A 25,496-nucleotide genomic window follows, 5' to 3' on the forward strand; every position below is an offset into this window, starting at 1 on the left:
CGCGGAGCGTCGCACGATGGTTACAGGGTCATCGTTCCTCACGCTCCAGCGCAGGCTCGAGATTGCGCCGGGCTCAGGTACTCTCCCGTTCCACCAGGCTGCACTCCAGCAGATTCAGCCGTTGTATTTCTCCCTCTACCGGTAATACACCGAGGCTTTCAAGCACCCGCGTGGCAGCCATTACGCCGATCTGCAGGGCGGGTGGTTTGATGGTGGTCAGGCTGGGCAGCATCATTTCTGCGAAGGCGTAATCGCCAAAGCCCATCACGGCACAATCCTGTGGAATGCTCAGGCCTGCGCGCTGGCTGGCGAGCAGGGCGCCGGCTGCCAGGTTGTCGTTGGCGAAGAAGATCGCGTCAGGGCGGGGCGCTTGGTTCATCAGGGTGTCCATCGCCTGTTTGCCAGCCTCGAAGGGCGCTCGATCCGCGTCCGGGACGAAAACCCACGGCGTGATACCTAGCCCTTCCACGGTTGCGGCATAGCCGTCGCGACGCTCCAGTGCGCTGAAGTCGCCCGCGATGCTGTTCTGTACGAATGCGATGCGCCGGTAGCCTTTGTCATGCAGATAACGGGCTGCCATCACGCCGACGTCGTAGTGCGAAAAGCCGATCTGGATCGGGCTGCGGTCGGGTTGATGGTCCCAGGTTTCGATCACCGGAACATCGGTCTGCTCGATCATGTTCTCGGTAGCTGGGCTGTGAAAGCGGCTGGTCAGCACCAGTGCCGCTGGTGACCAACCCAGGAAAGCCCGCACTGCGCTTTCCTCCTGCTCTGCGGAAAAGTAGCTGGACGCCAGCAGCAACTGGAAACCGTGCCGGCTCAGTGTGTCGCTGAAGCCCTGAATGGTATTGGCAAAGATCGGCCCGGAGATGTTGGGAATTACCATCGCTACCACCCGGCTGCGTGCCGATGCCAGGCCGCCAGCAACCAGATTGGGCACGTAACCCAGTGCACTGACTGTGCTCGCAATCCGCTCGCGCAGTTCGGGCGAGACCTGTTCCGGCTGATTGAAATAGCGCGACACGGTAATGGCCGACACCCCTGCCTGACGCGCCACGGCGGTGATCGTCACCCGGCCTGCGCCTCGGCGTTTGCGTATCAGAGGCTTCTCGTCGGCCATGCTCGATCACTTCGCATAAAAGTAAAAAGAATATAAAACTAATTTTTCAGTATTGGACGATCTATCAGTCGTTTCCTGATACTGGCGATGTTAGCGCTAACAAAGATGGTTTGTCTGCTACTCGCCACCGCGAATGCCCGGACCCGGTTTAGTCAGCACGCATAGGCGCCAGTGCGCATCGCACTGTCGGATCAGGGCATATTTCAGGTAGGCACGCAGATGCACACAACAGGTGGGGATGGCGTCAGACACACGCTTCTGGCGCAGGCGATCGATCAGGCTCACACGGCGCGGGGGCGTCGTTGTGGGTGGTTGCTGATGGGGCTGACGGCATTGCCGTGTGTTCCGGCCATGGCAGAGACAGCGGCAGGGCAGAACACAGAAACAGTAGCGCTGGAATCGGTGACCGTGACCGCCACACGCCGCGAAGAATCGCTGCAAAAAGTACCGGTCGCCGTGTCCGTGATCGAGGGCGAACAACTGGAACGCGATAACCGTAATGGCGTGGCCAGCATCGTACAGCAGGTGCCATCGTTGAATTTCCGCACCGGGGCTTCCAACAAGGACACTTCGCTGTTCGTTCGCGGTGTCGGCACCATTTCCACCTCGCCAGGCGTCGAACCGACGGTGGCCACGGTGATCGATGGTGTGGTGTATGCGCGTCCGGGTCAGGCCACGCTGGACTTGCTCGACCTGGAACGCATCGAAGTGCTGCGCGGCCCGCAAGGCACGCTGTTCGGCAAGAACGCTTCGGCGGGCGTGCTCAACGTCACCACCAAGGCACCGACCGAAGAGACTCACGGTTACATCGATCAGTCGTATTACAGCGGCAACGAAAGCCGCACCCGTTTCGGCATTGGCGGCAGCCTGATTCCGCAAACCCTCAAAGGCTCGATCACGACGTTGTTCGGCAGCTATGACGGCAATGTCGATAACAAGCTCAATGGTCAGGAAGTCAACGGCTACAACCGCAAGGGCGCCCGCGGCAAGCTGCAATTCACGCCCAATGACGACATCACCTTCATCCTCGCAGCGGACTACATGCAGTCCCATGACGACGCGCCCAACGGGGTGGTAACCAAGGCGTTGACCCCGTCCTTCGCCAGTGCCCTGGCGCCGGTACGTGCCGACAGCGATAACCGCAATGTCGTCAGCGATTACCGCAGCCATGTCGAGGACGTCAACAAAGGCCTGTCCGGTCAGCTCGACTGGCAACTGGGCGACTACACCCTGACCTCCATCACTGCCTGGCGCGGTTGGGACAACACGCAGTATCAGGACGGCGACCGGCTTGGCACTGTCACCGCAGCGTTCCCCGGCACTGAAGACAAGGGCGATCTGGCGTTCAACCAGTATTCCCAGGAGCTGCGTCTGGCGTCGCCGAAAGGCCAGTTTGTCGAATACGTCGGCGGTCTGTTTTACATGCACGGCAAGAACGACGAGACCTATCAGCGCACGCTGATCACACCGACGACTCAGGATCGCGGCATCGCCGACTACAGCACCACCACCGACAGTTATTCGGTGTTCGGTGAAACCACGTTCAACTTCACCCCGGACTTGCGTGCGATTGCCGGGGCACGCTGGACCCACGACGATCTGGAATACGATCATCGCCGCGTATCGACATCGGCTACGACCGTCAGCGGCATTCAGCCAGCGACCAGCAGTTCCGGCTCGGTGGATGAAGACGGCAAGTCCGGGCGTCTCGGTTTGCAGTACGACCTGAGCGACAGTGTGATGACCTACATCACCTACTCGCGCGGCTACAAAGGCCCGGCCTACAACGTGTTCTTCAACATGCAGCCGCGTGACACCGAGGCTCTCAAGCCGGAAACCTCGAACACCTGGGAGGTCGGCCTTAAGGCCACCACCTGGAACAATCGCCTGACCACCAACCTGGCGGTGTTCCACAGCGAGTACGACAACTATCAGGCGAATTTCTTCGACAGCGTTGCCGGACAGGTCGTGACGCGCCTGATCAACGCAGGCAGTGTCAGCACCGAAGGCGTCGAGCTGGATTACGCCCTGCAAGCCACCCGAAACCTGAAATTCTCCGGTGCGTTGTCCTACACCAGAGCACGCATCGACAGCTTTGCCTGCCCGGCCGGTGCGGCGGCGTCCTGCAACGTTGACGGCAAGACCCTGCCATACAGCCCGGACTGGAAAAGCTACGTGCGCGCCGACTACACCATCCCGCTGGATAACGGCCTGGATATCGAACTGGGCACCGATTACAGCTGGCAGAGCGAAGTGCAGTACGACATCAGCCAGAACCCGGACACCAAACAGGGCGCTTACGGCATCTGGAACGCCAGCGTGGCACTGGCGGATTACAACAGCGGCTGGCGTGTGGCACTGCTGGGCAAGAACCTGGCCGACAAGTCCTATTCGCCAATGCTCGCCACCGGCGGGAATTACGTTTACCGATCCGTACCGCGTGATGACGAGCGTTATTTCGGCGTGCAGTTACGCAAGGATTTTTGAGCCGAGACCCCAGGCAACACGTAAGGAGTGAGGTATGAGCACGACTGCTCGACAGATGAAACTGGGCGCTTTCCTGATGGCCACCGGGCACCATGTCGCTGCCTGGCGGCACCCGGAGGTGCCTGCGGATGCAGGGCTGGATTTCAAGCATTACCGGCACGTGGCCAGGGTCGCGGAGGCGGCAAAATTCGATGCACTGTTCGTCGCCGACAGCGTGGCTGCCGCGACCGGTGATATCGCCAGCCGCATGGCGCGCTCCGATCATTTCGAGCCACTGACCCTGCTCTCGGCACTCAGCGCGGTGACCGAGCATATTGGTCTGATCGCGACAGCGACCACCACCTACAACGAGCCGTATCACGTAGCCCGCAAGTTCGCCTCGCTGGATCATCTCTCCGGTGGGCGAGCGGGCTGGAATCTGGTGACGTCGGATGCCGCCGCCGAAGCGCAGAACTTCGGTCGCGCCGAGCATGTGGGTCACGCCGAGCGCTACAGCCGCGCACGAGAGTTTCATCAGGTGGTGACCGGCCTGTGGGACAGTTGGGCAGACGATGCCTTCACCCGCGACAAGGCCAGTGGCGAGTATTACGACCCGGCCAAAATGAATGTGCTCGATCATCAGGGCGAGCATTTCCGCGTCAAGGGGCCGCTGAACGTGGCGCGTTCGCCGCAGGGTCAGCCGGTGGTGGTGCAGGCCGGTTCCTCGGAAGTCGGACGTGATCTGGCGGCGCAGACGGCGGAAGTGGTATTCACCGCGCAGACCTCGCTGGCCAGTGCGCAAGCTTTCTACGCTGACCTCAAGGGCCGTCTGAGTGCTTACGGGCGGGCCGTCGATTCTCTGAAAATCATGCCCGGCGTGTTCATCGTCGTGGCCGAAACCGAAGCCTTGGCGAACGCTAAATTCGAGTCGTTTCAGGAACTGGTCGAGCCTCAGGTCGGGGTCGCTCTACTGGGCCGCATGCTGGGCAATTTCGACCTGTCGGGTTACCCGCTGGACGGCCCGCTGCCGGAATTGCCATTGACCGACAGCGGCCAGCGCAGCCGGCAGAAACTGCTCACCGAACTGGCCGATCAGGAAAACCTGACTCTGGCGCAACTGGGGCGACGAATTGCCGGTGGGCGAGGGCACTACAGCCTGATCGGCACGCCAGAGCAGGTTGCCGATGAGTTGCAGCGCTGGTTCGAGCAAGGCGCGGCGGATGGCTTCAATGTGCTGGTGCCGCACCTGCCGGGCGGTCTGGAAGATGTCGCGCAGCTTCTGGTGCCGGAGTTGCAGCGGCGCGGGCTGTTTCGTACCGAGTATGAGGGTACGACCTTGCGTGAAAACCTGGGCTTGCAACGGCCTGCTTATAGATTTTGATCGTTGCCGCATGCAAGTCCTGATGGGCGCAGCAAGCGGGCTTCTGCCCGCAGGGCGTGGAAGCGACCGGGGCGGTGGTCCGCATTGTTCGCGAAGACGGTATTTCAGACGATGAATTTTCAGTGCTTGTACCGGCCCTTTCGCGAACAAGTTCGCTCCCACGGCCTTCGGCCAGAATCAAAGACAGATTTGTGTACGGCTGTGATTTTCGGACATAGACCACTGAATTAAAGGATTACCCATGAAACCATTCACGTTTATCGCCGCCATTCTGGCCTTTAGCGGCCTGTTCGGTACAGCTGCTGCCGACGAGCCTGACACCCTTCGCATCGGCTATCAGAAGGGTTCGATCACGCTGGTGCTGGCTAAGGAACATGGCCTGCTGGAAAAGCGTTTTCCCCAGAAGAAAATCAAATGGGTCGAGTTTCCGGCCGGGCCGCAGATGCTGGAGGCGCTGAATATTGGCAGTCTGGACATTGCCTCCACCGGCGACATTCCGCCGATTTTCGCCCAGGTCGCAGGTGCCGACCTGGTCTACATCGGTGCCGAGCCACCCAAGCCGCAGGTGGAAACCCTGTTGGTGCGCAACGAAAGCCCGGTGCACAGCGTCGCAGAATTGAAAGGCCGCAAGGTCGCTCTGCAGAAAGGCTCCAGCTCGCATAACGTGGTGCTGCGTTTGCTCAACAAAGCCGGCCTGACCTTCAAGGATATTCAGCCAATCTACCTGACCCCTGCCGATGCTCGCGCGGCCTTTGAAAACGGCAGTGTCGATGCTTGGGCGATCTGGGACCCTTACTATTCCATCGCCATGAGCGAAGGCCACACTCGCCTGCTGGCCAACGGCGAGGGGCTTGGATTGTCCGGGCCGTTCTATACCGCACGGCGGGCGTTTGCCGAGGAAAATGCAGCGCTCGTGCAGCAGGTGCTCGACGAACTGACGGTGGCCGACGGGCTGTCGCGCTCGCAGCGTGTCGAGAGTATTCAGATACTGGCGCGCAGCATGGGCTTGTCCGAAGCGGTAATGACTCAGTATCTTGACCATCGGCCTGTATCACCCAGCCTGCCGATCACGCCGGAGATCGTACGCGCGCAGCAGGCGACCGCTGATCTGTTTTACGACAACCACTTGATACCCAAGCGGGTCGACATTCAGCAGGTTGTCTGGCAAAAGCCATGATTCCGGCGTTGCGAACGGGCGTCGCCTGTTCGCAAACGCAATCAAGACGCCTCGAATATCCCCCAGACAAGAGAGGACTCAATGACCTACATCGCTGCCGAAAAACGTTACGAAGACATGCCTTATCGCCGTACCGGCCGCAGCGGGCTGGTGCTTCCGGCACTGTCTTTGGGCTTGTGGCACAACTTCGGTGACAGCACACCGATCGACACCCAGCGCGCCATGCTGCGTACGGCGTTCGATCTGGGCATCAATCATTTCGACCTGGCCAACAACTATGGCCCGCCGTACGGCAGCGCCGAGATCAACTTCGGCCGTCTGCTGCGCGAAGACTTCAAGCACTACCGTGATGAATTGATCATCTCCAGCAAGGCTGGCTGGGACATGTGGCCAGGGCCGTACGGGCAGGGCGGTGGTTCACGTAAATACGTGCTCGCCAGCCTCGACCAGAGCCTGCAACGCATGGGCCTCGATTACGTCGACATCTTCTATTCCCACCGTTTCGACCCGGACACTCCGCTGGAGGAAACCGCCAGCGCCCTGGCCACCGCGGTTCAGCAGGGCAAGGCGCTGTATATCGGGATCTCGTCGTACTCCGGGGCCAAGACCCGCGAGATAGCCGCGTTGCTCAAAGAGTGGAAAGTACCGCTGCTGATTCACCAGCCGGCCTACAACCTGCTCAATCGCTGGGTCGAGAAAGACTTGCTCGACGCTACCGAAGAGCTGGGCGCTGGCGTGATCGCGTTTACTGCGTTGGCCCAAGGGCTGCTGTCGGACAAGTATCTGAACGGCGTGCCCAAGGATGCGCGGGTCAATCGTCCGGGGGGCGGCTCGCTGCAGGCTTCGCACCTGTCCGAGCAGAACATCGCCCACGTGCGCGCGCTCAACGAAATCGCCCAGCGTCGCGGTCAGAGCCTGGCACAAATGGCCCTGGCCTGGACGTTGCGCGATCCGCGTGTGACTTCAGCGTTGATCGGTGCGAGCCGTCCCGAGCAGATCATCGAAAACGTCGGCGCGCTGAAGAACCTCGCGTTCAGCAGTGAAGAACTGACCGAGATCGACAGCTTTGCGGTGGAAGGCGGGATCAACCTGTGGGAAAAGCCTTCTCTGGCGGAGTAAGCACAGCCGTTTCCGGGTAATAACTCAGACCCTGCGTGGGCCGCCATCGGACGTTGAAAAATGCGTCTGGCGGCTCACTCGTCTGCGCGGGCAGCAACGCCGGGTTGTTCAGTGGCTTCCACTGGATAACAAAGAATGAGGTATGGCTCATGATTTTTTCCTTCTGCCCTCGGCAATGACCAGCGGATCGGCTGAGTACTGCCAAGGAATCTCGTCCAGTTCCCAGAGATGAAACGCTACGGGCGAGGCGAAATCCGGGTCTGGCGGCGCTTTGGTGTGATACTCGCAATAGTGCGTCTGAAAGTCGATGGCGGCTTGCACGAGCAGTGGTTCACTGAAGCGCCTGCCCCAGAACGCCGCCGTAACGGGTAATTGCTTTGGGACGCCGTTCGCGCCATGGCCGATGGGCAGTGTCAGCATGGGCCAGGCCAGCGCGTTGGGCATATCGAAGTACATGCGCTGTACCGGTAGTGTCTTCACCAGTGCGCCTGCCCGCTCGCCGACGTGAGCACCGAGCGGCAGCACCATCATGAAGTCAATCTGATAGTCATTCAGGGCCTTTTCAAAATGCCCCTGCTGTAGACGGCGTCTGTTCTCTGCTTCGAGTCTGATCCCCACTGGAATCAGTGAGGCAACCTGATCGAATAACTCCGGGTATCTTCGTAGCAAATAGTCTCTGTCGTCTTGATTCTCCAACACGTCTGCAAAGTCACGTACGGCCGACCAGTGCCGGGTTTCCAGTTGGTTGGCGTAACTGGTCACGGCTTGGGCGTTGACTCTCATCAGAATGCTGCCATCACTGTTCAGCACGTCATGAATGGGTTCTGGCGAGGAGTAAGGAATGTTTTCAAGAATTTCAGCATCCAGCCAAGGAAAGTCGATGACCCGTGCACCCAGCGTCTCAAGCTGATCCTTGAACCTGATAAACGCTGCGCTGTAGTCCTCGTCGTAAGACTGCGCAGGGGGTTGACCGGACGACGACATCCAGTCCGTCTGCGGAATGCCTATGGTCAGCCCTTGCAGAGGAAGAGAACCAGGGGTCGGGGTGATGGAAAGCTGCTCGCCTATCGATGGGGCCGACAGGCTTTGCGGGTCGTTTTCTCCATCAGGGCCGGCGATTATGGACAGTATCAGCGAGGCATCGCGGATCGAACGGGCCATGGGGCCGACCACGTCCCAGCCGGTTCGCAGGGGCATTACGCCGGCGCCAGACACCAGTCCCAGCGATGGTTTTATTGCGCTGGCGCCATTCGCAGCCGCAGGAATGATAATCGAGCCTGCCGTCTCTTCGCCCAGCGCTGCGGCGCACAGCCGTGCAATCGGGGCGACCCCCGAGCCCTGACTGGACCCGCCCGGCGTACGTATCGGGTCCCACGCGTTCCCGGCAAACTGGCCGACCGTATGGGTCGAGAGTTCGGAGCAGATGGTATGACCGATAATAAGAGCGCCCTGAGCCCTCAGCCGGGCGACGCATGTCGCATCACGTAATGCCAGGTTGCCGGAAAAGGCCTGAGTGCCGTTTTTGCTTTCAAGGCCCTGAATGGCGAAAGAGTCTTTTATACCAAAGGGAATTCCGCACAACGGAGGCGCCGGGCCGCGCTGATCGTCTGGAGTCGTCAGCCATTGATCGGCGAGTCTTGCCTGCTCCAACAGTGTCGAGAAATCTTCCAGCCGCACAAAAGCGTTGTATTTACCGTTATCGCCGTAGGTTTCTTGCGGGCCGTTGAACCGGGTGATGCGGCTCCAGTATTCGACTAGCACCTGTTCGGCGGTCAGTCTTTGCGGGTTGCCTTCGCGCAGCAGTGCGGCGAGTTCGACGATGTCGTAGTCAACAATCCGCTCGCGTCGTTCAATGCCTGCACCACGCGGCAGTGCCGCAAGCAAACGTAAATTGTTGGCGTGCTGTCGGGCGTCAGGTTCGCCGAGTAATGCACTTTCCATGTTGATCAGCTCCTTATGACTCCTCGAGTGGAGTCAAAAGAAGCTAATCATTAACGGGCGTTGCGGGTAACTGTCAGAAATGGCAGTGAACGTCTTGAGGACGGCTCAGCCTTCGTCAGCCTCGTCGTCATCCCCGCCATCGATCTTCATGCCCAGTTCCTTGATCTTGCGGGTCAGGGTATTGCGGCCCCAGCCCAGCAGCACGGCGGCATCGCGGCGGCGGCCGGCGGTGTGCTTGAGGGCGGTTTCGATCATGATCCGCTCGAAGGTCGGCACGGCGCTGTCCAGCAGGCTGGACTGACCGCGAGACAAGGCCTGATCGGCCCACTGGCGCAGCGCCTGTTCCCAGTTGGTGACCGGCGCGGCGTCCTGCGGCAGGCTCAGCAGTTCCGGCGGCAGATCGCTGATGTGCACTTCACGACCCGAGGCCATGACCGTGATCCAGCGGCAGGTGTTTTCCAGCTGACGCACGTTGCCAGGCCATGGCAGATGCTTGAGGTATTCCTCGGTCTCGGCCTTGAGCAGCTTGGGCTCGACCGCCAGTTCCTGAGCCGCGCGGCTGAGGAAGTGCTTGGCCAGGGTCGGGATGTCTTCGCGACGGTCCGACATGCGCGGAATATGGATGCGGATCACGTTCAGGCGGTGAAACAAGTCCTCGCGGAACTTGCCGGCCTGCACCAGGGTTTCCAGATTCTGGTGGGTGGCGGCAATGATGCGCACGTCGACCTTGACCGGCGTGTGACCGCCGACCCGGTAGAATTCGCCATCCGCCAGGACACGCAACAGACGGGTCTGGGTGTCGGCGGGCATGTCACCGATTTCATCGAGAAACAGCGTGCCGCCGTCGGCCTGTTCGAAGCGTCCACGACGCAGGTTGGCCGCGCCGGTGAACGCGCCTTTTTCATGCCCGAACAGTTCGGACTCCATCAGGTCCTTGGGGATCGCCGCCATGTTCAGCGCAATGAACGGCGAGGCCGAACGCGGGCTGTGGCGATGCAATGCATGAGCGACCAGTTCCTTGCCGGTTCCCGACTCACCGTTGATCAACACCGTGATGTTGGAGTGACTCAGACGGCCGATGGCGCGAAACACTTCCTGCATCGCTGGCGCTTCACCAATGATTTCAGGGGTGCGGGTCAGTGTCGGTGCAACGTCCAGGCCCTGTTGTTCCTGAGCGTGCTGATTGGCGCGCTTGACCAGCGACACGGCTTCATCGACGTCGAACGGCTTTGGCAGGTACTCGAACGCGCCGCCCTGATAGGACGCCACGGCGCTGTCCAGGTCCGAGTGGGCGGTCATGATGATCACCGGCAGACGCGGATGCTGCTCGCGAATCCGCGCCAGCAGGTCCAGGCCACTGGCACCCGGCATGCGGATGTCGGAAATGATCACGTCCGGTTGCTGACGGGCCAGACGGCTCATCACCCCGTCGGCGCTGTCGAAGCTTTGCGTGGTCATGCCTTCCTGTTGCAAGGCTTTTTCCAGTACCCAGCGGATAGAACGATCGTCGTCTACGATCCAGACAGTTTCACTACGGCTCATGTCGAAGCTGCTCCTTGTTCCAGCGGCAGGAAGATCGAGAACGTGGTGTGGCCGGGATGGCTGTCACACTCGATCAGACCCTGGTGCTGGCTGATGATGTTCTGGGTAATGGCAAGACCTAATCCCGTACCGTCCGGGCGGCCACTGACCATGGGGTAGAAAATGGTTTCCTGAAGCTCGGCCGGAATACCGGGGCCGTTGTCGATGATTTCGATCTTGCTCACCAGTCGATGGCGAACGTGACCGATGGTGAACTGGCGCATGGCGCGGGTACGCAGGGTGATCCGGCCAAGGCGCAATTCGTTCTGGCCGCTGATGGCCTGCATGGCATTGCGCACGATATTGAGCACGGCCTGGATCATTTGCTCGCGGTCGATCAATACGTCGGGGATGCTTGGGTCGTAGTCGCGCACCAAGGTGATGCAGCCCTGGCTTTCGGCCTCGACCAGGCTGCACACGCGCTCGAGCACTTCGTGCACATTGGTCATCGCCAGCGATGGCAGCTTGTTGGAGCCGAGCATGCGGTCGACCAGATTACGCAGGCGGTCGGCCTCTTCGATGATGACGTTGGTGTAGTCCTTGAGGCTTTCTTCAGGCAGCTCGCGGGCCAGCAGTTGTGCGGCCCCGCGAATGCCGCCCAGCGGATTCTTGATTTCGTGAGCCAGGCCACGCACCAGCATTTTGGTGGTTTCCTGCTTGGACAGCTGGGCTTCTTCCTTGGTGATGCGCAACAGCCGGTCACGCGGGTGTACTTCAAGCAACAGCAGGGTTTCGCCCTTGCTGAGGATAGGCGTCACCGCATAGTCGACCGTCAGGGTCTGACCGGTCAGTGCAGTGAGCATCGCTTCGCGCTTGGTAAAAGGATGAGCCTGTTCGACAGCCTGACGCAGCGAACTCAATGCTTCGGCCGACTCGGTGAACAGCTCGCTGATGAATTGCCCATGGCTGCGCTGCCCGCTGATGGCCAGCAGCATTTCCGCCGCCGGGTTCATGTACTCAAGTCGCAGGTCAGCGTTGAGCAGAATGGTGGCAGTGGTCAGGTTATCCAGTAACAGTCTGTGCAGCGCATCGCTGATAGTCATGAATCGTGTTGACCTCTTTTGGCACATTGCAGTCGCGCAATGCGGGTGCTGGTTGGTCTGCACCAGCAGGAGCAAGGCCACCAATACGGTGCTATGTCAGTGAAGTTGCAAAAAACAAACCAAGGCTCCGAAAAGAAGCGCTTTATCTGCAAAATCGGGCCGTTTTTGTAAAGAGTGCCCGCATACGGCGCTACCCGGCCAGGCTTCCTGAACCAGATTGGGCTGTATTGTTGCGCAGGTAGACATTGAGCGCACCAAAAAGGTGCTGGCGATTTGGCGAGGTCAGAAGAAGGGCAGGATGCTGCTTTTTGGTTCGGGCTTGTCCTTGAGCGGACACTCCGGCCGCACACCGTAGTCATCCTCCTTGCAGGGATGAGTCGCGCGTTTTTGCGCCAGGGAAATGCGCTGTACGTGAAACGGCTGGTTCGGGGTTTTTTCCAGAACACGGCCGAGCTCGTCGAAAATCTCTACCGACAGTTGATGCGTGCCGCGATCCACGTTGCTCAACGGGAATACGGGGCTGCGGCCGGCCTGGCCGACGGCCACGTTATCCAGCATCAGCCGGTAGCTGTGGCCCGCCTGTAACACCGGCTCGCTGGTGACGGTAACGATCAGGTCGCCGCTGGGATTGACCAGGGTGGCGTCCGGTTCGGGCACCAGGATTCTCAGCAACTGGTAATGAAACATCGGTTGTACTGCCGGTTTGGCAGGGTGGGCCTTCAAGGTGCGGGTCGGCGGTGTGCCGGTCATGTTGTTGCTGGGGGCGATGTCGACGCGGGTGGCGTTCTTGCGCGGCTGGTCGGTAAACACCCGATTACCCTGCGCGTCGATATAGGTGTAGACGTCGGCCACTGCGGGCAGCGTCAAGAGCAGCAACAGGCAGGTCAGCAGACCGCGCATCGTGTATCTGCTCATGGCTTGCCGAGGTGTACGCGCTGTACGGTCAGTGTGATGGTTTCGCTCTGTTGAATGATCCGCTCGCCGTCTTTCACGACCACCGCGAAACTGTGTTCACCGCGATCTACGTTGACCACCTGAAAGCGCGGCAGGTTGGAGGGCTGCCCGTACAGGTTGCCGTCCAGCAGCAGTTGCAGGCTGTGAGTCGGTTGCAGGCGTGGCTGGATCTTCACACCGATGATGAACGTGCCATTGTTGGCGCGTAAGGCTTCGTCGGTGGGCAGGTCGGTGAGTTCCAGTACGTCATAGGCCGTTTGCGGCTGCGATTGTGGCGCTGCAGGGGCCGGCTGCGGCGCACTGTTGACGACCGGTCTGGAAGGCGTCTGCGTTTCGATGCTGTTGAGTGGCGGCAGTTCGACCACTTCGGTCTTGGCCCCATTGGGCGGCTGGTTGCTGAACGCGGTGTTACCGTTCGCATCGGTGTACTTATAGATCTGCGCCAGCGCGGGCAGGCTGATCAACAGCAGCAGGCAAATCAGACTTTGACGCATGAGACTCTCGACAGCAGGGCAAGATTGGCCGTCAGCATAGAACACATCGCCCTATGCTGCGCTATCCGCCTGATGTGTCAGCGTTTCGCAGGGCAGAGGTCGGCTGTGGCCAGTACCAGCGCCTGATCGTGAATCGGGTCGGTCTGATAACGCTTCAGCGCCGCATCCAGTTGTATCTGGCAGGTTTCTGCCTTGCGCAGTGGCTGGAAGTCCGCGTAGGCCTGGAGCAACTGGGTCTGCAGGCGATCCAGTTTCGGACGGATGTCATCGACCAGGCTGAGCCTGACCGTGTCGGGCGCCTTGCCTGCCGCATGCCATTGGGCGAGCAGGGCGTTCTGCACCTGTTTATTGGCTTCGATCTGGGCGCGGAACAGGCGTTGAACGTCATCGGGGTTGAGCTTGAACTCGGCAGCACGGGCCTGGGCGGCGCTGATCACTTGCAGCTCGCGCGGCGGGTCCTCGACGGCCTTGCCGCTGTCCCACTTGCTCAGGGCAACCTGATCGGCGATGGTCAGGCGCTCGCTGATCGCTTGCAGCAGAGGTTCAAGTGCAGAAGGCTTCTGCTCGGCAGTGAAGGCGAAGCAGGTAGACATGAACGTCATTGTCAGCAGGGAAGTGGCCAGAATAAGGCGCATGGCAGTTCCATCTCGGTTCGGTTGGGAGATGCAGAGTTAAGCCCAATTGATCGGTGTGCAGCCAGTGGCGGGTGGTGAAAAAAACTTCACGTCGCGCCGAAGCTGCACATGGCGCACTGGCTGCGGCGAGTTTACTGCGACAAGGGCGTTGCTTCTGTCGCCGCGTAGAAGACGATGAGCTCGACCGGCGTGTCGCCAGTCTTGCCGCGATGGACGATATCGACCACTTCCGCCAGTGCGTCGCCTTTTTTCAGGCGAATCTGCCTGTTGCCGTCCCGGGTCTCTATGGTGATTTCTCCGGAGGCCACATAGGCGGCGTTAGGGATCGGATGGCTATGCCATTTCAATGCGGTATTTGCAGGAATGTCGATTTTCAGAAGGGTCAGTTCGGGCTGTCCTTCGGGGTAGGAGCTATAAGGTGTACCGTCCCAGGATGTGTTGCTTTTCAGCAAAACGCGGGACTCGACGGCAGATGGTGTCTGGTGGGCGATGGCGTTGTTGGTCAGTACGAGCAGGGCTGTTGCAATCAGGAGTCTGCGTGTCATGTCAGGAAGGTCCGGCTGGCTGAAATTCAGGCCAGAAGTTTGCCCGGTATTTTTTTGAAAACCCGATATCCCGTTACCGCACAAAAAAATAAAAAACCTGCTCCTGAAACGAAAAGACCTCCCGAAGGAGGTCTCCTGTTACGCCATCAATGCTGGCGTGGCTGGATCAGCAGCTGTAGTACAGCTCGTATTCCAGTGGGTGTACGAAGGTACGAACCTTGATTTCTTCTTCGCTTTTCAGCTCGATGTAGGCATCGATGAAGTCGTCGCTGAAGACGCCGCCCTTGGTCAGGAACGCGCGGCCCTTGTCCAGTTCTTCCAGGGCTTCTTTCAGGCTGCCGCAAACTTGTGGGATCTCTTTGGCCTCTTCAGGCGGCAGGTCATACAGGTTTTTGTCAGCTGCGTCGCCAGGGTGGATCTTGTTCTGGATGCCGTCCAGGCCAGCCATCAACAGAGCAGCGAATGCCAGGTACGGGTTGGCTGCCGGATCCGGGAAGCGTGCTTCGATACGACGGCCGCGTGGGCTGTTGACGTAAGGAATACGGATCGATGCGGAGCGGTTACGCGCCGAGTAGGCCAGCATGACCGGAGCTTCGAAACCTGGGACCAGACGCTTGTAGGAGTTGGTCGACGGGTTGGTGAAGCCGTTCAGAGCCTTGCCGTGCTTGATGATGCCGCCGATGAAGTACAGGGCGGTATCGGACAGACCGGCATAGCCTTCGCCTGCGAAGGTGTTCTTGCCATCCTTGGAGATGGACATGTGTACGTGCATACCCGAGCCGTTGTCACCGTACAGTGGCTTGGGCATGAAAGTAGCGGTACGGCCGTAAGCGTCGGCAACGTTGTGTACGCAGTACTTGAGGGTCTGAACTTCGTCAGCCTTCTTGACCAGCGTGTTGAATTTCACACCGATTTCGTTCTGGCCGGCAGTCGCCACTTCGTGGTGGTGAACTTCAACGGTCTGGCCCATTTCTTCCAGAGCGTTGCACATTGCGGTACGGATTTCGTGGTCGTGGTCGACCGGTGGCAGTGGGAAGTAACCCCCTTTGACGCCCGGACGGTGGCCCTTGTTGCCGCCATCGACGTCGCCGTCGGTCATCCAGGAAGCCTGTTCGGAGAAGATCTTGAACATGGAACCGGAGATGTCGGACTTGAACTTCACTTCGTCGAAGATGAAGAACTCTGGCTCCGGACCTACGAATACGGTGTCGCCGATACCGGTCGACTTCAGGTATTCCTCGGCACGGTGGGCAATGGCGCGCGGGTCGCGGTCGTAGCCTTGCATGGTCGAAGGTTCGATGACGTCGCACACCAGAACCAGGGTCGGCTCTTCGGTGAACGGATCGAGCAGGGCAGTTTCGTCATCCGGCAGGAGAATCATGTCGGACGCTTCGATGCCTTTCCAGCCAGCGATGGAGGAACCGTCGAACATTTTGCCGACTTCGAAGAAGTCGTCTTCCAGTGCATCGCGCGCAGGCATGGTGACGTGCTGCTGCTTGCCCTTGGTGTCTGTGAAGCGCAGATCAATCCATTTAACGTCATGATCTTTGATGAGTTGAACCGACTTCGACATGGTGTCCTCCGGGTGGCTAGAGACCGACTTGATAGAGTTATGGTCCCTTGAATTTGGGTGATGCCGGCGCAGATACTCTGCCAAGGCAACCTGCCTCACAAGGGAGCAATTTGCATGCCAGTGCCCCGTGTTGGGTTTTTTGCCTCAAACGCAGGTTTTCAGGGGGCGAAAACGCACCACGCGGGAAAAACACGCACCTTTATGGCGCTGCAATTTGGTGCGCCGACTCTTTTTGGTGCGTCGTTGATTGCGTGTACGATAACTGGTTAAACCTTGAGCAATTTCCGCTATAATCCGCGCCCCCCTTTTTTGGTCGGCACCTCACGCTCCGTTTCCATGAAACTAATCGTTAAAGTTTTCCCAGAAATCACCATTAAAAGCCCGCCGGTGCGCAAGAAGTTCATCCGGCAACTGGGCAAGAACATTCGTACCGTGCTCCGTGAACTGGACGCGGACATTGTCGTGGGTGGCGTATGGGACAACCTTGAGGTCGAAACCCGGCTGACCGACGCCAAAGTGCTGCAGGGCATCAGGGAACGGCTGAGCTGCATGCCGGGCATCGCCAACTTTCTGCAGGTCGCCGAGTACCCGCTGGGCGATCTGGACGACGTGGTTGCCAAGTGCAAACTGCACTACGCCGATCTGTTGCCTGGCAAGATGTTTTCAGTACGTTGCAAACGCGCCGGTCGACACGACTTCAGCTCCATGGACGTCGAGAAATACGTCGGCAGCAAGCTGCGCATGCAGTGCGGCGCGGCCGGAATCGAGCTGAAAAAGCCCGATCTGGTCGTGCGCATGGAAATTCGCGACCAACGGTTGTTTGTGGTTCATGACCAGCATCAGGGCATGGGCGGTTATCCGCTGGGCGCGCTGGAGCAGACCCTGGTATTGATGTCCGGCGGGTTCGATTCGACCGTTGCGGCCTACCAGATCATGCGCCGCGGCCTGATGGCGCACTTCTGCTTCTTCAATCTGGGCGGACGAGCCCATGAACTGGGCGTGATGGAAGTTGCGCACTTCATCTGGAAGAAGTACGGCAGTTCACAGCGCGTGCTGTTCGTCAGCGTACCGTTCGAGGAAGTTCTCGGAGAAATTCTGCAGAAAGTCGATAACAGTCATATGGGTGTAGTTTTGAAGCGTATGATGTTACGCGCTGCATCCGCCGTGGCCGATCGTCTTGAAATCGATGTGCTGGTCACCGGCGAAGCGATTTCACAGGTTGCCAGCCAGACGCTGCCCAACCTGTCGCTGATTGACGCGGCGACCGACAAGCTGGTCCTGCGGCCGCTGGTTGCCACCCATAAGCAGGACATCGTGGACCTGGCGACTGAAATCGGCACCGCTGATTTTGCCCGGCACATGCCAGAGTATTGCGGGGTGATTTCGGTCAACCCGAAGACCAACGCCAAGCGAAATCGCGTTGAGTACGAAGAAAAACAGTTCGACATGGCGATTCTCGAGCAGGCGCTCGAACGCGCGAAGCTGGTTTCGATCGATCGGGTTATCGACGATCTGAGCCGCAATGTCGATATAGAAGAAGTCAGCCAGGCGCTGGCCGGTCAGGTGATCCTCGACATCCGTCACCCGGATGCCCAGGAAGACCAGCCGCTGCAAGTCCCTGGCGTGGAGATACAGACGTTGCCGTTCTACGCATTGAACAGCCGTTTCAAGGCACTGGATGACACGCGCCAGTACCTGCTGTATTGCGACAAAGGCGTCATGAGTCGCCTGCATGCCCACCATTTGCTCAGTGAGGGACATGCCAATGTGCGCGTATATCGACCGAGCTAAGTGCCCGGGGCTGTTTGCCTGTGGCTTGCGTCACCGGCCCCCCGACACCTGTCGTCATGCCGTTACGGCTTTTGCCGACTCAAAATAGTAATCGCTGTCCTTAACCAGTCAGCAGACCGAATCCTCTGATCGAGATACACAAGTGATCGAAAATCTACGTAACATCGCCATCATTGCTCACGTTGACCATGGTAAGACCACCCTGGTAGACAAACTCCTGCGTCAATCCGGCACTCTGGAGCGCGGCGAGCTCAACGATGAGCGCGTGATGGACTCCAACGACCAGGAAAAAGAGCGCGGTATTACCATTCTCGCGAAGAACACCGCGATCAACTGGAATGGCTACCACATCAACATCGTGGACACCCCGGGCCACGCCGACTTCGGTGGTGAAGTAGAGCGCGTGATGTCGATGGTCGACTCCGTACTGCTGCTGGTCGATGCCCAGGACGGCCCTATGCCGCAAACCCGTTTCGTGACCAAGAAGGCTTTCGAAGCCGGCCTGCGTCCGATCGTGGTCATCAACAAGGTTGACCGTCCAGGCGCGCGTCCGGACTGGGTTCTGGACCAGATCTTCGACCTGTTCGACAACCTGGGTGCCACCGAAGAGCAGCTGGACTTCAAAGTCGTCTACGCCTCGGCCCTGAACGGCATTGCCGGTCTGGAACACACCGACATGGCTGAAGACATGACCCCGCTGTACCAGGCGATTGTCGATCACGTCCCTGCGCCAAAGGTTGACCGTGACGGTCCGTTCCAGATGCAGATTTCCGCACTGGACTACAACAGCTTCCTGGGCGTCATCGGTGTTGGCCGTATCGCTCGTGGTCGCGTCAAGCCGAACACTCCGGTGGTTGCCATCGACGTCAACGGCAAGAAGCGTAACGGCCGTATCCTGAAACTGATGGGTCACCACGGTCTGCACCGCATCGACGTTGAAGAAGCAGCTGCCGGCGACATCGTCTGCATCAGCGGCTTCGACCAGCTGTTCATCTCCGACACTCTGTGCGACCCACTGAACGTCGAAGCGATGAAGCCGCTGACCGTTGACGAACCTACCGTTTCGATGACCTTCCAGGTTAACGATTCGCCGTTCTGCGGTAAGGAAGGCAAGTTCGTCACCAGCCGTAACATCAAGGAGCGTCTGGACAAGGAACTGCTCTACAACGTTGCCCTGCGCGTTGAAGAAGGCGACACCGCCGACAAGTTCAAGGTCTCCGGCCGTGGTGAGCTGCACCTCTCGGTACTGATCGAAACCATGCGTCGCGAAGGCTTCGAAATGGGTGTTGGTCGTCCTGAAGTGATCATCCGCATGGTTGACGGCGTCAAGCACGAACCGTATGAAAACGTGACCATCGACCTGCCTGAAGAAGCGCAGGGCGCGATCATGGAGCAAATGGGTAACCGTAAAGGCGACCTGACCAACATGGTTCCGGATGGCAAGGGCCGTGTGCGCCTCGAGTACAACATCCCGGCACGTGGCCTGATCGGTTTCCGTAACGAGTTCCTGACCCTGACTTCCGGCGCAGGCATCCTGACCAGCATCTTCGACCGTTACGACGTGATGAAGTCTGGCGACATGTCCGGCCGTCAGAACGGCGTTCTGGTTTCGGTTGCTACCGGCAAGGCGCTGACCTACTCCCTGGAAACACTGCAAGCCCGTGGCAAGCTGTTCCTGGGTCATGGCGAAGACGTGTACGAAGGTCAGATCGTCGGCATCAACAGCCGCGACAACGACCTGGGTGTAAACCCAACCAAAGGCAAGAAGCTCGACAACATGCGTGCTTCCGGTAAAGACGAAACCATCGCTCTGGTTCCGCCTATCCGTTTCACTCTGGAACAAGCGCTGGAATTCGTACAAGAAGACGAACTCTGCGAAGTGACTCCAAAGTCGATCCGCCTGCGTAAGAAAATCCTTGGCGAAAGCGAGCGTACTCGTGCTGCCAAGAAGTCGGGCAACTGAGTAATCAGTTAGTCGGCTAGACACAAAAAACCCGGTCGCGAGACCGGGTTTTTTTATGCCAGTTATTTGCCTCTGGTATCAGTCAGCCTTGAGGCACCTACTTCGAACGGCCGCCCACTGGTGCCAGCAGCAACTCGATACGCTGCTTGCGAATCCCGTCGGCAGCCGCTTCGGCCAGAGCCGCGTCGGTGATGATGGTATCGAACTGCTCGAGCCCGGCGACCTTGTACATACCGAAGGTGCCGTATTTGGAACTGGTGGCGATCAGCACGGTTTGCGAGGCGGACTGCATGGCGGCCTGCTTGACCTCGACCTTCAGCGCCGACGGTGTGGTGGTGCCGCGTTGCAGGTCCCACGAGCTGGTGGACATGAAGGCCACATCGGTCGCCAGCTGGCGCAAGGTTGCCGCTGCCAGGCCGCCGACGCTGGAGCGGTTCGGATGATCGAGCAGCCCGCCGGTGTGAATCACATCCACATGCGCAGCATCGGCCAACGCGTTGACCACGCCGAAATCATTGGTGACCACGGTCATGCCCGACAGCGCGATGATGTGCGGGACGATTTCGAGTGTGCTGGTGCCTGCGTCCAGATAGATCGTCATGTCCGGGTGCAACAACCCCGCTGCGAGCCGCGCCATGCCCTGCTTGTGCGGCAACTCCACCACCGCCTTGGACTGGTGGCTGGGTTCGCTGTGGACCTGGCTGGCGATGCGCACGCCGCCGGTGACCGAGTAGGCACGACCCTCCTGTTCCAGCTGGGCGATGTCGCGGCGGATGGTCATGTGCGAGCAATCGAACATCTCCATCAACTGATGCACGCTGAGCACCTGATGCTTGCGTAACTGACGCAGCATCAGCTCCCGGCGCTGATCAGGGATCATAGGTGTACCGCCGGAAATGGCGATCTCCTCTTCAGTGGACATTCGTACTCCTGTACATCAATGAGCCGCCTCAGGCAGCAGACGGTCCGCGCATCTTAGCCAATCGCTTCGGCAATGGAAGCGGTCGCAGGCTTTTTTGCGCGGTTCGGCTCATCTTACCTCTGTCGCACTTCAACTCATCCAGTTGCCACCGTCGACGTTATAGGTCTGGGCGACCACGTACTCGCTGTCCGCTGAAGCCAGGAAAATGGCCATGCCGGTCAAATCGTCCGCTGTGCCCATGCGCCCGAAAGGCACTTGCTCGCCCACCAGCCTTTTCTTCTCGCCCAACGGCCGGTTTTCGTGGCGGGCGAACAACGCATCGACGCCGTCCCAGTGTTCGCCATCGACCACACCCGGCGCGATGGCGTTGACATTGATGCCGTGCCTGATGAGGTCCAGCCCGGCCGATTGGGTCAGGCTGATCACCGCAGCCTTGGTCGCGCAATACACCGCCACCAGCGCCTCGCCCCGGCGACCGGCCTGGCTGGCCATGTTGATGATCCTGCCGCCGTGTCCTTGGGCAATCATTTGCTTCGCCGCAGCCTGCAAGGTGAAAAGCGTGCCGCCGACATTGATCGAAAACAGCCGCTCGTAGCTGTCGCGGGTGATGTCGACGATTGGTGCCAGGTCGAACAGCGCGGCGTTGTTGATCAGGATATCCAGCTTGCCGGCCTGGGCGACCACTGCGGCGATGGCCTGATCGATGGACGACTGATCCGTGACGTCCATCCGCACCGCATAAGCGTTGGGTCCCAGTTCGGTCGCTGTGGCCTGTGCGCGTTGCAGGTCGATATCGGCAATCGCCACACGAGCGCCTTCGTGAATGTACGCCTGCGCAAACGCCCGCCCGATGCCTCGCGCCGATCCGGTGATCAGTGCGCTTTTACCTTCAAGTCGTTTCATGGGTTCATCATCCGTTCAATACAGTTGAGGGCTGGCGCTCTACTTCGGGTAGCCGGCACGTTTCATCTCGCGTTCGGTCACCGCCTGCGCGGCTGTGAGTGCCTGTTCAGTGGTGGTTTGCCCGGTCACCGCAGCAGAGAACAGCTTGCCGACCGAGGTGCCGATGGCCTGAAACTCGGGAATGGTCACGTACTGGATACCAACGTAGGGCACGGGTTTGGCCGACGGGTGCGCGGGGTCGGCGTGTTGCATCATCTGCAACGTTACTTTGGCGAACGGCGCAGCTTTCAGGTAAGCCTCGCTGTAGGTGGAGGTGCGGGTGCCAGGCGGTACGTTGCTGATGCCGTCTGTCTCGGCGACCAGTTGGATATACGCCTTGGACGTCGCCCAGGCAATGAACGCCTTGGCCGCATCCTTGTGCTTCGAGGTGGTCGGTATCGCCAGCGACCAGGCGTAGAGCCATGACGAGCCCTTGTCAGTCACTTCAACCGGCGCAGGTGCAAAGCCGACGCTGTCGACGACCTTGCTCTGCGCCTTGTCGGTGGTGAACGAGCCGGCCACGCTGGCATCCACCCACAATGCGCATTTGCCGCTGTTGAACAGCGCGAGGGTTTCGTTGAAACCGTTGCTCGATACGCCCGGCGGGCCATAGTTTTTCAGGGTGTTGACGTAGAAGTTCGCAGCCTTGCTCCATTCCGGGCTGGTCAATTGCGGTTTCCATTGCTCATCGAACCAGCGCGCGCCGAATGCGTTGGCCATGGTGCTGAGCAGGGCGATGTTCTCGCCCCAACCGGCCTTGCCGCGCAGGCACATGCCGTAAACGCCCTTGTCGGGCTGATGCAGCTTCGCGGCGAATTCGCCCAGCTGCGTCCAGGTCGGGTGTTCGGGCATGCTCAAGCCTGCTTGCTTGAACAAGTCGGTGCGGTAATAAGTGATGGTGCTTTCGCCGTAAAAGGGCAGGGCATAGAGCGTGTCCTTGACTGACAAGCCTTGGCGCACCGAGGGAAAGATATCCTCCAGATCGTAGTCCGGCGCAAGATCGGTAATCGGCTCCAGCCACTGTTTGGCGCCCCATAACGGGGTCTCATAGGTGCCGATGGTCAACACGTCGAACTGGCCACCCTGCGTGGCGATGTCGGTGGTCAGGCGCTGGCGCAGGACGTTTTCTTCGAGCACTACCCAGTTGAGTTTGATGTCGGGATGCTGCTGCTCAAAGGTTTTCGACAGGCGCTGCATGCGGATCATGTCGCCGTTGTTCACCGTGGCGATGGTCACGGTTTCGGCGGCCTGGACAGTCAGGTTGAAAAGGGCGGCGGACACGCCTGCGGACAGGAAAAGCGTTTTCCGAATGTTCATCGTAGTGCTCTCCACCCCGCGCCTTGTCTGGCGGGAGTCATTGTTTTTGTTGTTGGCCACGGTTGAGTCACCCTGGTGGACGGCTCGATTACAGCAGCCCTCAGGAGGCTGAACAAACGCAGCGCGGATCATCGACTGATACTTTTTTAACCGAGCATGCTCCGGCTGTCCGAAAGCAAAAAAGTATCAGTGCCGGTTTGATCGCGAGCTAGCCTTGGCCAGGCGCGAGGGCGTATGTTCAAGTGTCTACAGCGCATTCATAACGATAAAAAGGGGCATCCCGTGCCTGACAGCCGAGCCGCCTTGCTCGAGCAGCGCCCTGCCGAGCTTGAGGTTATTCTCCCGCAGCCCGACCACTGCTTTCGCTGGTACGAGCATGACTATCCCTACGCACTGGCACGCTGGAACCATCATCCGGAATTCGAAATTCATCTGATCCGCCAGGGCAGCGGCAGGCTGGTGGCCGGTGATTACATCGGTGAGTTCGCGGCAGGGCATGTGGCCCTGATCGGTCCGGATCTGCCGCATGACTGGATTGGCGATCTGGCCCCCGGTGAGCATTTGCCCGGGCGGGACGTGGTGCTGCAGTTCGACGGTGCAGCGTTGCTCGCCTTGCGCGGCACGCTGCCGGAAATGGGTGACTTGCAGCGTCTGTTCGAGCAGGCGCGACGCGGCCTGGAGTTCACCGGTGCGACAGCGGTGCAGGCCGCGCGCCTGCTTGAAGAGATCGGCCCGGCTCAGGGGCTGGAGCGGCTGATTCTGTTCCTGCAACTGGTCAACACGCTGATGAAAGCGCCTGCGCACGAGGTTCGCCTACTGGCCAGCACCTGGTATGCACCGACCCTGGATGCGCGTAGCTCCGAACGGATCAACAAGGCGTTCGACTATCTGCTGACCGAATTGACCAGCGATATTCGCCTGTCCGTCATCGCGCAGCGACTGGACATGAGCGATCCGGGTTTCTCACGCTTCTTCAAGCGCACCACGGGCCATTGTTTTATCGATCTGATGCGCAAACTGCGGGTCCAGCGGGCCTGCCGGTTGCTGCTGCACAGCGAGATGTCGGTGTCGGACATCTGCTTTGAAGTCGGCTATGCCAACCTGTCCAACTTCAACCGGCACTTCCGTGTGGAGATGCAGCAGACGCCCAGTGAATACCGGCGCGCCGCTGCATCGGTCTGATCAATGCTCTGCCGGCTCTTTCGCCTGCGGGGCGCGGGTAACGGCATTCACCAGCTTGCCGATGGTCAGGCCCTGCAGAAGGATCGACAGCAACACCACGATGTAGGTAATGCTCAGCAGCAGATCGCGTTCCGGCCCGGTCGGCAGGGCCAGCGCCAGCGCAACCGAGACGCCGCCGCGCAAACCACCCCAGGTGAGGATGCGGATCGTGCCGTGCGGCACCTTGCGCCAGCGACGCAGGAGCAGGATGGCCGGGGCGACGGTGACGAAGCGCGACAGCAGAATCGCCACGGCCAGCAGGCTGGCCGCAATCAGGTGCTGCCACGAGAACGGCAACAGCAACAGCTCCATGCCGATCAGCGCAAACAGCAGCGCGTTGAGCATGTCATCCAGCAATTCCCAGAAACCGTCCATGTAACGACGGGTCATGTCGTTCATCGCCAGATTGCGTCCCAGGTTGCCGATGATCAGGCCGGCCACGACCATCGCGATAGGGCCGGACACATGCAGTTCAGACGCCATCGCCGAGCCGCCGATCACCAGCGCCAGCGTGAGCATGACCTCGATCTGATACTGCTCGATGCTCTTGATCATCAGGTACACGGCGTAACCGATCAGGCCGCCGAACAGCACACCGCCCACCGCTTCGTGGACGAACAGCAGAGCGGTTTCGCCTACTGTCGGCGTTTCGCCCAGCTGCGCGATACCCAGCAGCACGGTGAACACCACCACCGCGGTGCCGTCGTTGAACAGGCTTTCGCCGACGATCGTGGTCTTCAGCGGCTTCGAGGCGTTGGCGGTACGCAACACACCGAGCACCGCAATTGGGTCGGTGGGCGAGATCAGCGCACCAAACAGCAGGCAGTACAACGGGCTGACGTGCCAGCCGAACAGGGCAAAGATCCAGTAGGCCAGTGCGCCGATCACCGTGGTGGCAATCAGCACCCCGAAAGTCGCCAACAGGCCGATGGGCCAACGGTAGCTTCTCAAGTCGCCCAGGTTGACGTGCAGCGCCCCGGCGAACAGCAGGAAGGATAGCATCCAGTTCATCAGCAGGTCGCCGAAGTCGATCTGGCCGATCAATTGCTGAACGCGATCCTCCAGGCCGGGATAGCCCAGAAAGCTCAGTCCTTGCAGAAGCAACGAAAACATCAGCGCGGTGACCATCACGCCAATGGTGGGCGGCAGACCGATAAAACGGTAGTTCACGTAGGTCAGCAGCGCAGTGAGGCAGATAAAACCAGCAGCGAGTTCAAGCATCGGTCATTCCAGAATCCGTAAGTGCAGTGTCTCGATCACCGTAACCGAGCCTGTGTTTGATGGACCGGATCTACGTCCAGACACATCTCG

Annotated in this window: 20 protein-coding genes; 7 read left to right on the forward strand and 13 right to left on the reverse strand. The window is 59.6% G+C overall.

Annotated elements, in window-relative coordinates:
- Positions 1 to 73: 73 nt before the first annotated feature.
- The gene (locus P406_RS04785) at positions 74 to 1,120 is read right to left on the reverse strand and encodes a LacI family DNA-binding transcriptional regulator (RefSeq protein WP_024683389.1); all 1,047 of its coding nucleotides are present in this window, start codon (positions 1,118 to 1,120) and stop codon (positions 74 to 76) included.
- Positions 1,121 to 1,291: 171 nt separating this feature from the next.
- Between P406_RS04785 and P406_RS04790 the strand changes: the two genes are divergently transcribed.
- The 4 genes from P406_RS04790 to mgrA all read left to right on the forward strand — a co-directional run bounded on the left by P406_RS04790 (position 1,292) and on the right by mgrA (position 7,263).
- The gene (locus P406_RS04790) at positions 1,292 to 3,607 is read left to right on the forward strand and encodes a TonB-dependent receptor (protein ID WP_144430876.1); all 2,316 of its coding nucleotides are present in this window, start codon (positions 1,292 to 1,294) and stop codon (positions 3,605 to 3,607) included.
- 34 nt (positions 3,608 to 3,641) lie between these two features.
- Positions 3,642 to 4,967, forward strand: coding sequence for an LLM class flavin-dependent oxidoreductase (locus tag P406_RS04795; RefSeq protein ID WP_046235496.1), 1,326 nt, complete (start codon positions 3,642 to 3,644; stop codon positions 4,965 to 4,967).
- A gap of 241 nt (positions 4,968 to 5,208) precedes the next feature.
- Positions 5,209 to 6,144 (forward strand): sulfonate ABC transporter substrate-binding protein, encoded by a 936-nt coding sequence (locus tag P406_RS04800; RefSeq protein ID WP_046235497.1) that lies wholly within the window; start codon positions 5,209 to 5,211, stop codon positions 6,142 to 6,144.
- A gap of 81 nt (positions 6,145 to 6,225) precedes the next feature.
- Complete coding sequence (mgrA, locus tag P406_RS04805) at positions 6,226 to 7,263, forward strand: L-glyceraldehyde 3-phosphate reductase (protein WP_046235498.1); 1,038 nt, start codon at positions 6,226 to 6,228, stop codon at positions 7,261 to 7,263.
- A gap of 147 nt (positions 7,264 to 7,410) precedes the next feature.
- Here the strand turns inward: mgrA and P406_RS04810 are convergent, their stop codons facing one another.
- The 8 genes from P406_RS04810 to glnA all read right to left on the reverse strand — a co-directional run bounded on the left by P406_RS04810 (position 7,411) and on the right by glnA (position 16,029).
- Positions 7,411 to 9,204, reverse strand: a complete 1,794-nt coding sequence (locus P406_RS04810) for an amidase (RefSeq protein ID WP_046235499.1) — start codon at positions 9,202 to 9,204, stop codon at positions 7,411 to 7,413.
- Between the two features lie 105 nt (positions 9,205 to 9,309).
- Positions 9,310 to 10,746 carry a nitrogen regulation protein NR(I) gene (gene ntrC, locus P406_RS04815; protein WP_003413458.1) on the reverse strand — a complete coding sequence of 479 codons (1,437 nt, stop codon included), beginning with the start codon at positions 10,744 to 10,746 and terminating at the stop codon, positions 9,310 to 9,312.
- Positions 10,743 to 11,828 (reverse strand): nitrogen regulation protein NR(II), encoded by a 1,086-nt coding sequence (gene glnL, locus P406_RS04820; protein WP_004882729.1) that lies wholly within the window; start codon positions 11,826 to 11,828, stop codon positions 10,743 to 10,745. Before glnL ends, ntrC begins: the two co-directional genes overlap by 4 nt.
- 282 nt (positions 11,829 to 12,110) lie before the next feature.
- Entirely contained in the window at positions 12,111 to 12,728 is a 618-nt protein-coding gene (locus P406_RS04825) for a DUF4124 domain-containing protein (protein WP_003316392.1), read from the reverse strand.
- An 11-nt stretch (positions 12,729 to 12,739) separates the two neighbouring features.
- Entirely contained in the window at positions 12,740 to 13,276 is a 537-nt protein-coding gene (locus tag P406_RS04830) for a DUF4124 domain-containing protein (RefSeq protein ID WP_003413452.1), read from the reverse strand.
- 77 nt (positions 13,277 to 13,353) lie between these two features.
- A complete protein-coding gene (locus tag P406_RS04835) occupies positions 13,354 to 13,911 on the reverse strand; it encodes a chorismate mutase (RefSeq protein WP_046235500.1) in 558 nt (185 codons plus the stop codon).
- A 131-nt stretch (positions 13,912 to 14,042) separates the two neighbouring features.
- A complete protein-coding gene (locus P406_RS04840) occupies positions 14,043 to 14,456 on the reverse strand; it encodes a cupin domain-containing protein (protein WP_046235530.1) in 414 nt (137 codons plus the stop codon).
- 166 nt (positions 14,457 to 14,622) lie between these two features.
- A complete protein-coding gene (glnA, locus tag P406_RS04845) occupies positions 14,623 to 16,029 on the reverse strand; it encodes a glutamate--ammonia ligase (protein WP_003343817.1) in 1,407 nt (468 codons plus the stop codon).
- 336 nt (positions 16,030 to 16,365) lie between these two features.
- Between glnA and thiI the strand changes: the two genes are divergently transcribed.
- Together thiI and typA are read left to right on the forward strand one after the other, a co-directional pair.
- Positions 16,366 to 17,820, forward strand: a complete 1,455-nt coding sequence (thiI, locus tag P406_RS04850; RefSeq protein WP_003413443.1) for a tRNA uracil 4-sulfurtransferase ThiI — start codon at positions 16,366 to 16,368, stop codon at positions 17,818 to 17,820.
- 142 nt (positions 17,821 to 17,962) lie between these two features.
- Complete coding sequence (gene typA, locus P406_RS04855) at positions 17,963 to 19,783, forward strand: translational GTPase TypA (RefSeq protein ID WP_003316380.1); 1,821 nt, start codon at positions 17,963 to 17,965, stop codon at positions 19,781 to 19,783.
- A gap of 97 nt (positions 19,784 to 19,880) precedes the next feature.
- On the opposite strand, the gene P406_RS04860 is transcribed toward typA, so the two are convergent.
- The 3 genes from P406_RS04860 to P406_RS04870 form a co-directional block, all read right to left on the reverse strand.
- Complete coding sequence (locus P406_RS04860) at positions 19,881 to 20,705, reverse strand: DeoR/GlpR family DNA-binding transcription regulator (protein ID WP_003413442.1); 825 nt, start codon at positions 20,703 to 20,705, stop codon at positions 19,881 to 19,883.
- Positions 20,706 to 20,834: 129 nt separating this feature from the next.
- Entirely contained in the window at positions 20,835 to 21,608 is a 774-nt protein-coding gene (locus P406_RS04865) for an L-iditol 2-dehydrogenase (RefSeq protein WP_046235501.1), read from the reverse strand.
- A gap of 39 nt (positions 21,609 to 21,647) precedes the next feature.
- The gene (locus P406_RS04870) at positions 21,648 to 22,964 is read right to left on the reverse strand and encodes an ABC transporter substrate-binding protein (protein ID WP_046235502.1); all 1,317 of its coding nucleotides are present in this window, start codon (positions 22,962 to 22,964) and stop codon (positions 21,648 to 21,650) included.
- Positions 22,965 to 23,246: 282 nt separating this feature from the next.
- Between P406_RS04870 and P406_RS04875 the strand changes: the two genes are divergently transcribed.
- Complete coding sequence (locus P406_RS04875) at positions 23,247 to 24,146, forward strand: AraC family transcriptional regulator (RefSeq protein WP_046235531.1); 900 nt, start codon at positions 23,247 to 23,249, stop codon at positions 24,144 to 24,146.
- Here the strand turns inward: P406_RS04875 and P406_RS04880 are convergent, their stop codons facing one another.
- Positions 24,147 to 25,406, reverse strand: coding sequence for a cation:proton antiporter (locus P406_RS04880; protein ID WP_003396859.1), 1,260 nt, complete (start codon positions 25,404 to 25,406; stop codon positions 24,147 to 24,149). It lies immediately after the preceding gene.
- Positions 25,407 to 25,496 lie beyond the last annotated feature (90 nt).

This window comes from Pseudomonas syringae pv. coryli str. NCPPB 4273 (assembly GCF_000972175.1).
In the GTDB taxonomy this organism is placed as follows: Bacteria; Pseudomonadota; Gammaproteobacteria; order Pseudomonadales; family Pseudomonadaceae; genus Aquipseudomonas; species Aquipseudomonas syringae.